The organism is Kitasatospora sp. NPDC127035, assembly GCF_042726075.1.
GTDB lineage: Bacteria > Actinomycetota > Actinomycetes > Streptomycetales > Streptomycetaceae > Kitasatospora.
This window is the reverse complement of record NZ_JBHXDN010000118.1, coordinates 1-14,825: the sequence shown is the minus strand read 5'-3', so window position 1 is coordinate 14,825 and position 14,825 is coordinate 1. Positions and strand designations below refer to the sequence as shown.

2 protein-coding genes are annotated in these 14,825 nt (G+C 77.0%); both read right to left on the bottom strand.

The window, feature by feature from the left end:
• On the bottom strand, positions 1 to 11,330 hold an 11,330-nt coding region (locus tag ACFWIC_RS39800; RefSeq protein WP_380521969.1), incomplete at its 3' end, for a type I polyketide synthase.
• Positions 11,331 to 11,409: 79 nt separating this feature from the next.
• Positions 11,410 to 14,825 (bottom strand): SDR family NAD(P)-dependent oxidoreductase (locus ACFWIC_RS39795; protein WP_380521967.1); only part of this gene is annotated, 3,416 nt, incomplete at its 5' end.

Below are 14,825 nucleotides of genomic sequence, written 5' to 3'. Positions count from 1 at the left end.
AGCCCGAGCGAGACCATGCCGCCCTCCCCGGCGATGGCGTCGAGGGCCCGGCTGCGCAGGGCGGAGACCCGGGCGCCGTCCTCCAGGCTCAGCGCACCGGCCACCACCGCGGCGGCGATCTCGCCCTGGGAGTGGCCGAGGACGGCGTCGGGGCGGATGCCGTGGTGCTGCCAGAGAGCGGCGAGCGAGACCATCACCGCCCACAGGGCGGGCTGGACGACGTCGACCCGCTCCAGCGGCTCGCCGTCGCGCAGCAGCCGGGTGAGCGACCAGTCGACGTGCGGCGCGAGCGCCTGCTCGCACTGCGCGATCCGCTCGGCGAACGCGGGCTCGGTGTCCAGCAGCGCGGCGGCCATGCCGGCCCACTGCGAACCCTGGCCGGGGAAGACGAAGACCGTGCGCCCGTCCGAGGCGTCCCGGCCGCGCACCAGGTGCGCGGCCCCGCCCGCGAGGCCGGTCCGCAGCTGTGCGCGGTCGCCGACCAGCACCGCGCGGTGCTCGAAGGCGGTCCGTCCGGCCAGCGTCCGGGCGACGGCCGACGGGGCGGCGTCCCGGTCGGCCAGCCGTTCGGCCAGCCGGTCGAACTGGTCGTCCACGGCCTGCTCGGTGCGGCCGGAGAGCAGCCAGGCGACCGGCTCGTCCGGAGCGTCCCGCGTCACCGGCGCGGCGTCGGCGGCCGGGGCCTCCTCCAGGATCACGTGCGCGTTGGTGCCGCTCATGCCGAACGAGGACACCCCCGCGCGGGCCGGGCGGTCCGCCTGCGGCCACGGCACCGCCTCGGTGACGAGCGACAGTGCGCCGGCCGACCAGTCGACCTTGCCGGAGGGCCGGTCGACGTGCAGGGTCGCGGGCACCAGGCGGTGCTGGATCGCCAGCACCGCCTTCATCACCCCGGTGACCCCGGCGGCGGCCTGGGTGTGCCCGACGTTGGACTTCACCGAGCCCACCAGCAGGGGGAGCTCGGCCGGCCGCTGCTGCCCGTAGGTGGCCAGCAGCGCCTGGGCCTCGATCGGGTCGCCCAGCGTGGTGCCGGTGCCGTGCGCCTCGACCACGTCGACCTCGGCGGCCCGCAGGCCGGCGTCGGCCAGCGCCGCGCGGATCACCCGCTGCTGCGAGGGCCCGTTGGGGGCGGCCAGGCCGTTGCTGGCGCCGTCCTGGTTGACCGCCGAGCCGCGCAGCACCGCCAGCACCGGGTGCCCGTTGCGCCGCGCGTCGGAGAGCCGCTCGACCAGCAGCACGCCGGCGCCCTCGGACATGCCCATCCCGTCCGCGGCGTCCGCGAAGGCCTTGCAGCGGCCGTCCGCGGCGAGCCCGCGCTGGCGGGAGAAGCTGAGGATCGCGCCCGGCGTGGACATCACCGCCACGCCGCCGACCAGTGCGAGCGAGCAGTCGCCGGCGCGCAGCGCCCGGGCGGCCAGGTGCAGCGCGACCAGTGAGGCCGAGCACGCGGTGTCGACGGTGATCGCCGGGCCTTCGAGGCCGAGCGTGTAGGCCACCCGGCCGGAGACCACACTGGCCGCGCTGCCGGTCAGCAGGTGGCCCTCGTTCTCCGCGGACTGGGCCACCGCGGCGGCGTAGTCCTGGTAGTTGACGCCGGTGAACACCCCGGTGCTGCTGCCGCGCAGCGCCACCGGGTCGATGCCGGCCCGTTCGAGCGCCTCCCAGGAGGTCTCCAGCAGCAGCCGCTGCTGCGGGTCCATGGCGAGCGCCTCGCGCGGCGAGATGCCGAAGAACTCGGCGTCGAAGTCGCCCGCGTCGTGCAGGAAGCCGCCGTGGCGGGTGGTGGAGGTGCCCGGCCGGTCCGGGTCGGGGTCGAACAGGGTGTCCAGCGGCCAGCCGCGGTTGACCGGGAACTCGGACACCACGTCACCGCCCTCCACCAGCAGCTGCCACAGCTGATCCGGCGTGCTGATCCCGCCCGGCAGCCGGCAGCCCATCGCGACGATCGCGATCGGTTCGTCGGGTTCGGCGGCCCGCACGCCCGGGTCGTCGGCCGCGTCGGAGCGCTCACCGAGCAGGGAGGAGCGGATCAGCTCGGCCAGCACCCCGGCCGACGGGTAGTCGAAGACCAGGGTGGCGGGCAGCCGCAGACCGGTGGCCGCGTTGAGCCGGTTGCGCAGCTCGACGGCGGTCAGCGAGTCGAAGCCCAGCTCCTGGAAGGCCCGGCCGGCGGGCACGGCCTCCGCCGATCCGTGCCCCAGCACCTCGGCCGCGTGGCCGCGCACCAGGTTGAGGACAACCCGGGTCTGCTCGGCCTCCGGCAGTCCGGCCAGCCGCTCGCGCAGCACCGAGGCGGCCGGGGTGGCGGCCGGCGCCGCCGTCGTCCCGCCGAGCGCACGGACCTCCGGCACCCCGGTCAGCAGGCGGCTGGGCCGCACCGAGGTGAAGACCGCCGAGAACTGCGCCCAGTCCACCTCGGCCAGGGCGATGACCGTCTCGTCGTCGTCCAGCGCGTGCTGCAGCGCGGTGACCGCGGGCTCCGGGTCGATCAGCGGCAGGCCCTGGCGCTGCACCCGGTGGAAGTCGGCCTCGTCGAGGGTCTCCCGCTCGGCCCACGGGTTGGCCGCCTTCCACACGCCCCAGTCGACGGTGGTGGCGGTCAGTCCGCGGGCGCGGCGGGCCTCGGCGAGCGCGTCCAGGTAGGCGTTGCCCGCCGAGTAGGCGGCGTGGTTGCTGCTGCCCCAGACGCCCGCGATCGAGGAGAACAGCACGAACGCGTCCAGCTCGCGGTCCAGCAGCTCGTCCAGGTGCTTGGCACCGGCGGCCTTCGCGGCGACCACCCGCTCGAAGGAGTCGACCGGGACGACGTCCAGCGGCGCCAGCTCGATGTAGGCGGCGGCGTGGAAGACGGCGGTGACCGGCTCGCCCCGCTCCTCCAGGTCGGACAGCAGGCGGGCGACCTCCTCGCGGTCGGCCACGTCGCACCGCGGCAGGCTCAGCCGGGTGCCCAGTTCGGCGAGTTCGGCCGTCAGCTCGGCCGCTCCGGGGACGTCCGCGCCGCGCCGGCCGGGCAGCACCAGGTGCTCGGCGCCGCCCCGGGCCAGCCACCGGGCGAGGTACGGGCCGAGCGCGCCGGTGCCGCCGGTGACCAGGACGGTCCCGCGCGGTCGCCAGGCGCGGCGCGGCACGGTGGGGCGCGGGGCGCGGACCAGCCGGCGGGCGTACAGACCGGCCGGGCGGACCGCCAGCTGGTCCTCGCCGGTCGCGCCGGTCAGCGCCGCCCGCACGGCGTCCAGGGCGCGCGAGTCGAGCACCGGCGGCAGGTCGACCAGACCGGCCCAGCGCGCGGAGTGCTCCAGCCCGGCGACCATGCCGGTGCCCCAGACCAGGGCCTGGTCCGGTGCGGTCAGCGGGTCGCCGACGCCGACCGACACCGCGCCCCGGGTGGCGCACCAGAGCGGCGCGCCCACCCCCAGGTCGCCCAGCGCCTGGATCAGCGCCAGGGTGAGCGCGGCGCCGGTGGGCAGCGCCGGGTGGGCCGGGTGCGGTTCACCGGCCGACGCGAGCAGCGACAGGATGCCGGTGAGGCCCTCGGCGCCGCCGTCGGTTTCGGCCGTCGCGGCGGCCAGCCGCTCGGCCGCGGCGGAGCGCTCCACCTCCCGCTCGCCCAGCTCGACGGTGCGCACCTCGGCGCCGTCCCGGCCCAGTGCCTCGACCAGCGCCGCCAGGTCGTCCGCCGGGTGCCCGGCGGGCACCACGAGCAGCCAGCGGCCGCCGAACGCGTCGTGCGCGGGGGTGGGCAGCTGCTGCCACTGGACGCGGTAGCGCCAGGACTCCAGCGCCGAACTCTCCTGCTGCCGGCGGTGCCAGGCGTTCAGCGCCGGCAGCACCTCGCCCAGCGACCCGGCGTCCACCGCCAGGGTGCGGGCCGTCGCGGCCAGGTCCGCGTCCGCGACCAGCCGCCAGAACGCGCCGTCGTCGCCCTCGGCGCCGGTGCCGGCGGGAGCGTCGGCGCTCAACCAGTAGCGCTGCCGCCGGAAGGGGTGGGTCGGCAGCTCGATCCGCCGCCCGCCGCCGCCCGAGTACACCGCGCTCCAGTCGACCGGCACTCCGCGCACCCACAGCTCGGCCGCCGTCGTGAGCAGCCGGGGGAGGCCGCCCTCGTCGCGCCGCAGGGTGCCGGTGGCCAGCACGTCGGGCACGCCGGCCGCCGCCGCGCCGTCCAGGACCGGCAGGGTCAGCACCGGGTGCGGCGAGACCTCCAGGAAGACCTGGTACCGCTGGTCGGCGAGCGCGCGCACCCCGGTCTCGAAGAGCACGGTCCGCCGCAGGTTGGTGTACCAGTAGTCGCCGGTCATCAGGGTGGTGTCCAGCCAGTCGCCGGTCACCGTCGAGAAGAGCGGCACCCTGCTCGCCGTCGGCCGCACCCCGGCCAGCAGCCCGGCGAGCCGCTCGCGGATCCGCTCGACCTGCGCCGAGTGCGAGGCGTAGTCCACCGGGATCACCCGGGCCCGGACGCCCTCGCGCTCGCAGACCGCGACCAGCTCCGCCAGGGCCTCGTTGTCGCCGCTGACGACGACGGCGGTGGGGCCGTTGACGGCGGCGACGGAGATGCGGTCGTGCCAGGGGGCGATGAGTTGGTGGGTGTGGTCGAGGGGGTGGGTGAGGGAGACCATGCCGCCGGTGCCGGTGATGGTGTGGATGGCTTGGCTGCGGAGGGCGACGACGGTGGCGCCGTCTTCGAGGGTGAGGGCGCCGGCGACGACGGCGGCGGCGATTTCGCCTTGGGAGTGGCCGAGGACGGCGTCGGGGGTGACGCCGTAGGACTCCCAGAGGGCGGTGAGGGAGATCATGACGGCCCAGAGGGCGGGTTGGACGATGTCGACGCGGTCGAGGGGTGCGCCGTCGCGCAGGAGTTGGGTGAGTGACCAGTCGACGTGGGGGGCGAGGGCCTGTTCGCACTGGTTCATCTTCTCGGCGAAGACGGGTGCGGTGTCGAGGAGTTCGACGGCCATGCCGGCCCACTGCGAGCCCTGCCCCGGGAAGACGAAGACCCGACGGCCGCCGGCGTCCGCGACGCCCCGCACGAGGTGCTGGTCCTGGCCACCGGCGGCCAGCGCCGCCAGCGCGCCCGCCCGGTCGCCGCCGAGCAGCACCGCCCGGTGTTCGAAGGCACCCCGCCCGGTCGCCAGCGAGTGGCCGACGTCCACCGGATCGCCACCGGTGGCGCGCAGCTGCCCGCCGAGCCGGCCGGCCAGCGCGGCCAGCGCCTCCGCGCTCCTGGCCGACACCGGCCAGGGCAGTTCGGCGGGTGCGCGCTCCCGCGGCGGGGCGACGGCCTCCTCGGGGGCCTGCTCCAGGACGGCGTGCGCGTTGGTGCCGCTGAAGCCGAACGACGAGACGGCGATCCGGCGCGGGCGCCCGTCCTCGGTCTCCCACGGGCGCGCCTCGGTCAGCAGCTCGACCGCGCCCGCCGACCAGTCGACGTGCGGGGTCCGCTCGTCCGCGTGCAGGGTCCTGGGCAGGACGGCGTGACGCAGCGCCAGCACGCTCTTGATCACTCCGGCGACGCCCGAGGCGGCCTGGGTGTGGCCGATGTTGGACTTCAGCGAACCCAGCCACAGCGGCCGGTCCCCGGGCCGCTCCCGCCCGTAGGTCGCCAGCAGCGCGTCCGCCTCGATCGGGTCGCCCAGCGTGGTGCCGGTGCCGTGCGCCTCCACCGCGTCCACCTCGGCGGCCGACAGCCCGGAGTTCGCCAGCGCCTGACGGATCACCCGCTGCTGGGCCAGCCCGTTGGGCGCCGACAGGCCGTTGCTGGCACCGTCCTGGTTGACCGCCGAACCGCGCAGCACCGCGAGCACCGGGTGGCCGTTGCGGCGCGCGTCGGAGAGCCGCTCCAGCAGCACCACGCCCACGCCCTCGGCCAGACCCATGCCGTCCGCGCTCGCGCCGAAGGCCTTGCAGCGCCCGTCGGCGGCCAGCCCGCGCTGGCGCGAGAAACCGACGAACACGCCCGGGGTGGCCATCACGGCCACGCCGCCGGCCAGCGCCAGCGAGCAGTCGCCGCTGCGCAGCCCCTGCGCCGCCAGGTGCAGGGCGACCAGCGAGGAGGAGCACGCGGTGTCGACGGTGATCGCCGGACCCTCCAGGCCCAGCGTGTACGAGACCCGCCCGGAGACGACGGAGGCCGCGGCCCCCGCCACCAGGTGGCCCTCGGTGCCCTCCGGCGCGCCGGCGGCCGCGATCGAGGTGTAGTCCTGGTAGTTGACGCCGACGAAGACCCCGGTCCGGCTCTCCCGCAGCCCGGCCGGATCGAGACCGGCCCGCTCCAGCGCCTCCCAGGAGCTCTCCAGCAGCAGCCGCTGCTGCGGGTCCATGGCGACCGCCTCGCGCGGGCTGATCCCGAAGAACGCCGGATCGAAGTCGCCCGCGTCGTACAGGAAGCCGCCCTCCTTGACGTACGAGTGGCCGGCCCGGTCCGGGTCCGGGTCGTACAGGTCGGCGGGCCAGCCGCGGTCGGTGGGCAGCGCGCCGATCGCCTCGCCGCCGTCCAGCAGCAGCTGCCACAGCTTCTCCGGCTCGTCGATCCCGCCGGGGAAGCGGCAGCTCATCGAGACGATGGCGATCGGTTCGTCCGGGTCGCCCGCGGTGCCGGTCGACGCGGGCTCCGGCCGCGCCCGGTCGAGCAGCAGTTCGCCGCGCAGCGCGGTGGCCAGGGCCTGTGCCGAGGAGTGGTCGAAGACCACGGTGGTGCGCAGCCGCAGGCCGGTGGCCGCGTTCAGGCGGTTGCGCAGCTCGACGGCGATCAGCGAGTCGAAGCCCAGCTCGCGGAAGGCGCGGGTGGGCGTGACGGCGTCCACCGAGTCGTGCCCGAGCACGTCGGCGGCGTGCCGGCGGACCAGCTCCAGCAGGATCCGGTCCACCTCGGCGTCGGACTGCCCGCGCAGGGCGCGGCGCAGCGCGGCGCCCGCCTCGCCGTCCTCGCCCCGTTCGGCCTCGGCCGCCTCCGCCAGCGCCCTGACCTCGGGGATCTCGGCGATCAGCGGGCTGGGCCGCACCGAGGTGAAGACCGGCACGAACCGCGCCCAGTCGACATCGGCGACCAGGACGGTCGTCTCGTCGTCGTCCAGCACCCGCTGCAGGCCCGCGAGCGCGAGCCGGGGGTCCAGGAACGGGATGCCCCGCTCCATCAGCTGGCGCTCCAGCTCGGTGGTGGCCAGCCCGCCGCCGGCCGCGCTCCAGATGCCCCAGACGATCGAGGTGGCCGCCAGGCCCCGGCCGCGCCGGTGCTCGGCCAGCGCGTCCAGGTAGGCGTTGGCCGCCGCGTAGGCGCCGTGGTCCGCGCTGCCCCACGCACCGGAGACCGAGGAGAACAGCACGAAGGCGTCCAGCTCGGTGTCCCGGAAGATCTCGTCGAGGTGGGCCGCGCCCAGGGCCTTGGCCTCCAGGGTGGCCGCCAGTTCCTGGGGCCCGAGCTCCCGGACGGTGCCGAGCTGCACGGCGGCGGCGGTGTGCAGTACGGCGCGCACCGGGTCGCCAGCCGCGGCCAGCCCGTCCACCAGCGCGCGCAGCGCGGTGAGGTCGGCCAGGTCGCAGGCGGCCAGGGTGACCCGGCAGCCCAGCACGCCCAGCTCGCGGGCCAGCTCGGCGGCGCCGGGTGCCCGTTCGCCGCGCCGGCTGACCAGCACCAGGTGCTCGGCGCCGGTCCGGGCCAGCTGCCGGGCCACCTGGGCGCCCAGGCCGCCGGTGCCGCCGGTGATCAGCACGGTGCCGCTCGGGCGCCAGTCGCGCCGGGCCGTGGCCTGGGCGGCCCGCACCAGCCGGCGGGCGAACACCCCGTCCGGGCGCAGCGCCACCTGGTCCTCGGCGCCGTCGCCCGCCAGCAGCGCGAGCAGCCGCCCGAGCGCCTGCTCGTCGTCCCGCGTCCGCTCGTCGGCCGCCGCCCGCGCGTCGTCCCGTGCCGACGGCCCGTCGAGGGGCGGCAGGTCCACGAGGCCGCCCCAGAGCGCCGGGTGCTCCAGCGCCACCACCCGGCCCAGGCCCCAGACCTGGGCCCGCAGCGGGTGGCTCGGCCGCTCGCTTCCGCCGGTGGCGACCGCGCCCCGGGTCAGGCACCACAGCGGTGCCCCGGCGTCCAGCTCCAGCAGGGCCTGCACCAGCGTGGTGGTCGCCGCCAGACCGGCCGGGAGCGCGGGCAGTCCGGGCACCGCCCGGTCGTCCAGCCCGAGCAGGCTGACCACCCCGGTCGGCCGGGGGCGGCCCTCCAGCGCCGCGCGCAGCCGCTCGGCCAGCGTGTCCCGGTCGACCGAGGGATCGTCGACGACGACCGGGAGCACCTCGGCGCCGGCCGCGGTCAGCAGGGCGGCCAGCCGCTCGCCCACCGGGTCCGCGTCGGGCGCCCCGGCGCCGCTGACCAGCAGCCAGGTGCCCTGCGGCGCGGTGGCCGCGGGCTCGGGCAGGCGGCGCCAGGCGAGCCGGTAGCGCCAGCCGTCCAGCACGGTCCGGTCGTGGCGGTGGCGCCGCCAGCCGGCCAGCGGTGCCAGCACCTCGCGCCAGCCGTCCGCGCTCACGCCCAGCGTCGCCGCCACCGCGTCGGCGTCCTCGCGGTCCACGGCGGCCCAGAAGTCGGTGTCGGCCGGGTCGGCGGCCGCCACCGGCGAGGCCGAGGTGTCCAGCCAGAACGGGCGGTTCTGGAACGCGTAGGTGGGCAGTTCCACCGGGCCGCCCGGGTGCGCGTCGAAGAGCGGCGAGAAGTCCACCGGCACGCCGTTCACCTGCGCCTGGGCCAGCGCGAACAGGAGCCGCGCGAGCCCGCCCTCGTCACGGCGCAGCGTGCCGAGCACCACGGTGTCGGTGTGCCCGACGTCCTCCAGCACGTCCTGCATCGGCACGGCCAGCACCGGGTGCGGGCTGATCTCCACCAGCGCCGCGCCGTCGTGGCCGAGCGCCGAACGCAGGGCCGCGTCGAAGTCCACGGTCTCGCGCAGGTTGCGGAACCAGTAGCCGGCGTCCAACCGGGCGGCGTCCAGCCGCCCGCCGGTGACGGCGGAGTGGAACGGCACCCGGCCCTCCAGCGGCCGTACGTCGGCCAGCGCCGCCAACAGTTCCTCGCGCACGCTCTCCACGTGCGCCGAGTGGCTCGCCACGTCGACGGCCACCCGCCGGGTCCGGATCCCCTCGGCCTCGCACGCGGCCAGCAACTCGGCCAGCTCGGCCGGGTCGCCGGAGACCACCACCGAGGTCGGGCTGTTGACGGCGGCCACGGACAGCCGGCCCTCCCAGCGGCGCAGCCGCTCGCGCACCCGCGCGGCCGGCAGGTTCACCGTGGCCATCGCGCCGGTGCCGGACAGCGGCCGCTGGAGCCGGCTGCGCAGTGCGACGATCTTGGCGCCGTCCGCCAGACTCAGCGCGCCCGCCACCACGGCGGCGGCGATCTCGCCCTGGCTGTGGCCGACCACGGCGGCCGGTTCGACGCCGTACGAGCGCCACAGCGCGGCCAGCGACACCATCACCGCCCACAGCGTCGGCTGCACCACGTCGATCCGCTCCAGCGGCGGCGCGCCCGGCTCGTCGCGCAGCACCTCGACGAGCGACCAGCCCACGTGCGGTTCCAGGGCCTCGGCGCAGTCGGCCACCGAGCGGGCGAAGACCGGGGATTCGACGAGCAGCTCTCGGGCCATGCCCAGCCACTGCGAGCCCTGGCCGGGGAAGACGAACACCGTCCGGTCCCGCCCGTCGCCGAACGCGCGGGCGGACACCGCGCCCGGCGCGGAGGCGTCCTCGGCCAGGGCGGTCAGCCCGCGCAGCAGGTCGCCGGGCTCCGCGCCCACCACCGCCGCGCGGTGCTCGAAGGCCGACCGGGTGGTGGCCAGCGCGCGGCCGACGTCCACCGGACGCAGCTCGGGGCGGGCCGAGAGGTGCGCGGCCAGCCGGGCCGCCTGGGCCCGCAGCGCCTCCGGGCTCTGCCCGGAGACCAGCCACGGCACCGCCGCCGGCCGGCCGGCGGGCACGGCCTGCGCGGGCTCCGCCGCCGGGGCCTCCTCCAGCACCACGTGCGCGTTGGTGCCGCTCATCCCGAAGGAGGAGACGCCGGCCCGGCGCGGGCGCCCTTCCGGCCGCCAGTCCCGTGCCTCGGTCAGCAGCTCCACGTCCCCCGCCGACCAGTCGACGTGCGGGGTGGGCGCGTCCACGTGGAGGGTGCGCGGCAGCACCCCGTGCCGCATCGCCAGCACCATCTTGATCACGCCCGCCACACCGGCCGCGGCCTGGGTGTGGCCGATGTTGGACTTCAGCGAGCCCAGCCACAGCGGCCGGTCCGCCGGGCGCCCCTGCCCGTAGGTGGCCAGCAGCGAGTCTGCCTCGATCGGGTCGCCGAGCGTGGTGCCGGTGCCGTGCCCCTCGACCACGTCGACGTCGGCGCCGGACAGACCGGCGTCGGCCAGCGCGGCCTGGATGACCCGCTGCTGGGAGGGGCCGTTGGGGGCGGTCAGGCCGTTGCTGGCGCCGTCCTGGTTGATGGCCGAGCCGCGCAGCACGGCGAGCACCGGGTGGCCGTTGCGCCGCGCCTCGGAGAGCCGTTCGACCAGCAGTACGCCGACGCCCTCGCCCCAGCCGGTGCCGTCCGCGGCCGCCGCGAACGGCTTGCACCGGCCGTCCGCCGCCATCCCGCCCTGGCGGGCGATCTCCAGGAAGGCGCCGGGCAGGGCCATCACGTTGGCGCCGCCGACCAGCGCCAGCGAGCACTCGCCGGACCGCAGGGCCTGGGCGGCCAGGTGCAGGGCGACCAGCGAGGCCGAGCAGGCGGTGTCCACGCTCAGCGACGGGCCCTCCAGACCCATCGCGTACGAGACCCGGCCCGAGAGCACGCTGATCGCGTTGCCGGTCATCAGGAAGCCCTTGACGGCCTCCGGGGCGCTCTGCCCCAGCGTGCCGTACCCCTGGTCCACGGCGGTCACGTAGACGCCGGTGGAGCTCCCGCGCAGCGCGTGCGGGTCGATGCCGGCCCGCTCCACGGCCTCCCAGCAGGCGAGCAGCAGCAGCCGCTGCTGCGGGTCCATGGCGACCGCCTCGCGCGGGCTGATCCCGAAGAACGCCGGGTCGAAGCCGCCCGCGTCGTCCAGGAACGCGCCGCGCGCCGGGGAACCGCCGGCCGCGAGCGCGCCCAGGTCCCAGCCCCGGTCGCCGGGCAGGCCGGTCATCGCGTCCCGGTCGGCGGCCAGCAGCTCCCAGAGGTCCTCCGGGGTGCTCACCCCGCCGCCGAAGCGGCAGCTCATCGAGACGATGGCGATCGGCTCGTGGCTCTTGGCCTCGGCCTCGCGCAGCCGCTCCCGGGTCTGCTGGAGGTCGATGGTCACGCGGTTGAGGTAGTCGCGCAGCTTCTGGTCGCTCACGGGGTTTCCTGCACCTTCGTCTTGAGGAGGGGGGAGTCCTGCGCGGGGGCGTGTGCGCGCGCCGTCGGGCGCGGAGGCCTCACTGCCCCTCCAACTGCTGGTCGAGATAGGCGAAGATCTCGTCATCGGTCGCGGCGACGATGGCGTCGGCGCTCGCTGCCCCGGCCGGCGGGCGCTCCGCGGTGCGCGCCAGCGCCTCGCGCAGCCGGCGCGCCAGTTCCTCGCGGACCGGGGCCTCGGGGTCGAGCGTCGCGAGCATGGCCTCCCACTGCTCCAGACCGGCGAGCAGGGCGTCCGGGTCCGCGGCGGTCGCGGCGGGGGAGCGCTCGGCGGCCTTCGCCGCCAGCCGGCGGGCCAGCGCCTCCGGCGTCGGGTAGTCGAAGACCATGGCGGCCGGCAGCCGGACCCCGGTCGCGGTCACGAGGCGGTTGCGCAGCTCGACGCCGGTCAGCGAGTCGAAACCGATCTCCTTGAACGGGCGGGCCGGCCGGATCCGCTCCGGCGAGGAGTGCCCGAGGACGGCGGCGGCGTGACCGCGCACCAGGTCGAGCAGCAGCCGGTGCGACTCGGCGGCGCTCAGCGTCGCGAGCTGCTCCAGCAGACCGCTCGCGGCCTGCCCGCCCGGCCTGGCCACCGCGGCCCGCGGCCTGGAACGGCGGACCAGCCCGCTCCACAGCGACGGCCCGTCCGCGCGCAGCGCCGCCCGGTCGACCCGGGCCGCCAGCAGGTAGGGGTGCGGGCCGGCCAGCGCCAGGTCCAGCAGCGCCAGGCCCTCGGCGGAGGAGAGCGCGCCCACCCCGCCCCGGGCCATCCGGCGCAGCTCGGCGCCGCCGATCCGCTCGGTGAGCGCGCTGCGCTCCTCCCACAGGCCCCAGCCGACGGACAGCCCCGGCCGCCCCTCGGCCCCGCGCCGGACCGCCAGGCCGTCCAGGACGGCGTTCGCCGCCGCGTAGTTGGCCTGCCCGGGGGTGCCGAGCAGGCCGGCGCCGGAGGAGAACAGCACGAAGGCCGCCAGGTCCTCGTCGGCGGTCAGCTCGTGCAGCGCGATCGCCGCGTCCGCCTTGGGCCGCAGGACCCGGGACAACTGCTCGTCCGTCAGCGACTCGGCGAGCCCGTCGTCCAGCAGGCCGGCCGTGTGCACCACGGCCGTCAGCGGACGGTCCCCGGGCACGCCCGCCAGCAGCCCGGCCAGCGCGCCGCGGTCCGCGACGTCGCAGGCCGCCACCGTGGCCCGCGCGCCCAGTTCGGCCAGTTCGGCCACCAGCGCCCCGGCGTCCTCGGCCTGCGGCCCGCGCCGGCTCGCCAGCAGCAGGTGGCGCACGCCGTGCCCGGTCACCAGGTGCCGGGCCACCAGGCGGCCCAGCGTGCCGGTGCCGCCGGTGATCAGCACCGTGCCCTCGGGGTCGAGCGGGGTGGGCAGCAGCAGCACGTTCTTGCCCACGTGCCGGGCCTGGCTCAGGTGCCGCAGGGCCTGCGGCGCCTCGCGGACGTCCCAGCAGGTCAGCGGCAGGGGGGTGAGCACGCCGCGGTCGAACAGCGCCAGGATCTCGGTCAGCATCTCGCCGATCCGCTCGGGGCCGGCCTCCATCAGGTCGAAGGCCCGGTAGCCGACCCCCGGATGGTCGGCCGCGATCCGCTCGGCCGACCGGATGTCGGTCTTGCCGAGCTCCAGGAACCGCCCGCCGCCCGGCAGCAGCCGCAGCGAGGCGTTCACGAACTCCCGCGCCAGGCAGTTCAGGACCACGTCCACCCCGCGTCCCAGCGTGGCCGCGAGGAACCGGTCGGCGAACTCCAGCGTGCGCGAGGAGGCGAGCCGTCCGTCCGGCAGACCGGCCTCGCGCAGCACCCCCCACTTGTGCTCGCTCGCCGTGCCGAAGACCTCGGCCCCGGCGTGCCGGGCCAGTTGGACGGCGGCCAGGCCCACTCCGCCGCTCGCCGCGTGGACCAGCACCGACTCCCCGTGGCGCAGGCCGCCGAGGTCGAACAGGCCGTAGTAGGCGGTCAGGTAGACGACCGGCACGGAGGCGGCCTGCGCGAACGACCAGCCGTCCGGGATCCGCGCCACCGTGCGCCGGTCCGCCACCGCCCGGGGGCCGAAGGCCGAGCCGAAGATCCCCAGCACCCGGTCACCCGGCGCCAGGTCGGTGACCTCGGCGCCGACCTCCAGCACCACGCCCGCGCCCTCGCTGCCCAGGCCCTGCTGGTCCGGGGTCAGTCCGAGGGTCACCGCGACGTCCCGGAAGTTCATGCCCGCCGCGCGGACCGCGATCCGCACCTCGCCGGCGCCCAGCGGCGCGGGCACGTACGGCAGCAGCGCCACGCCCTCCGGGGTGCCGTCACCGGTGGCCTCCAGCCGCCAGAGCGGCTCGCCCGGCGGGGGTGTCAGCAGCTCCGGGCGCGCCGCGGCGGCCAGCCTCGGCACCAGGAACTCCGAGCCGCGCAGGGCGAGCTGGTTCTCGCCCTCGGGCGGCAGCGAGCTCGGCAGGATGCCGGGGTGCTCGGTGTCGAGCAGGACGAAGCGGTCCGGGTGCTCGTTCTGCACACTGCGCAGCAGGCCCCAGACCGCCGCCTGGGCCAGGTCCACCGGCCGGTCGCCGGGGCGGGTGTGCACCGCGCCGACGGTGCGCAGCACCAGCCGGGAGTCGGCGAACCGCTCCGCGGCCAGCCAGTTCCGGACCAGCGCGAGGGCGCCGGCGACCGTGCGGTGCAGACGGGCCGCCGGATCGGGCCCGCCGGTGCTCCCGGTGGCGTCGGCACCGCCGTCCGTACCGCTGTCGTCCGCGCCGGTGCCGTCACCGGTCGGGCAGTCGGCGAACAGCACGGGCGGGACGGGCTCCTCCCCGCCGGTCGGGTCGAACGCGTCGAGCGGGACCCAGGAGCCGACCGGACCGCCGCCGACGGCCTGCCAGTCGAGCCGGAACAGCCGGTCCCCGTCGGCCGCCGGTGCGAACGCGCCGGCTCCCACCGGGCGCAGCACCAGCGAGTCCACCGTCAGGACCGGGCGGCCCGCCAGGTCGTACGCGTCGAGCCGCACCGCCTCCGGGCCGTCCGCCGACACGCGGACCCGCAGCGAGGTCGCGCCGCTCGCGTGGGCGCTCACCCCGGTCCAGCTGAACGGCAGCCGGGCCTGCCCGTCCTGACCGGTCAGCAGCGCGCTGGCCTGCAGCGCGGCGTCCAGCAGGGCCGGGTGCGTGGTGCAGCCGGTGGCGTCGGCGTGCTGGCGCGGGTCCAGCGCGATCTCCGCGAACACCTCGTCGTCGCGTCGCCAGGCGGCGGTCAGGCCCCGGAAGGCGGGGCCGTAGCCGTAGCCGGCCTCGGCGAACCGGTCGTAGAGGCCGTCCAGGTCCACCGCCTCGGCCCGCGGGGGCGGCCAGCCGACCAGGTCCGCCCCGGTGGCCGATGGTGGGGTGGTGAGGGTGCCGGTGGCGTGGAGGGTCCAGGTGGTGGTGTGTTCGGGGCGGGAGGAGATGGTGAGGGTGCGGTGGTGGGTGGTGT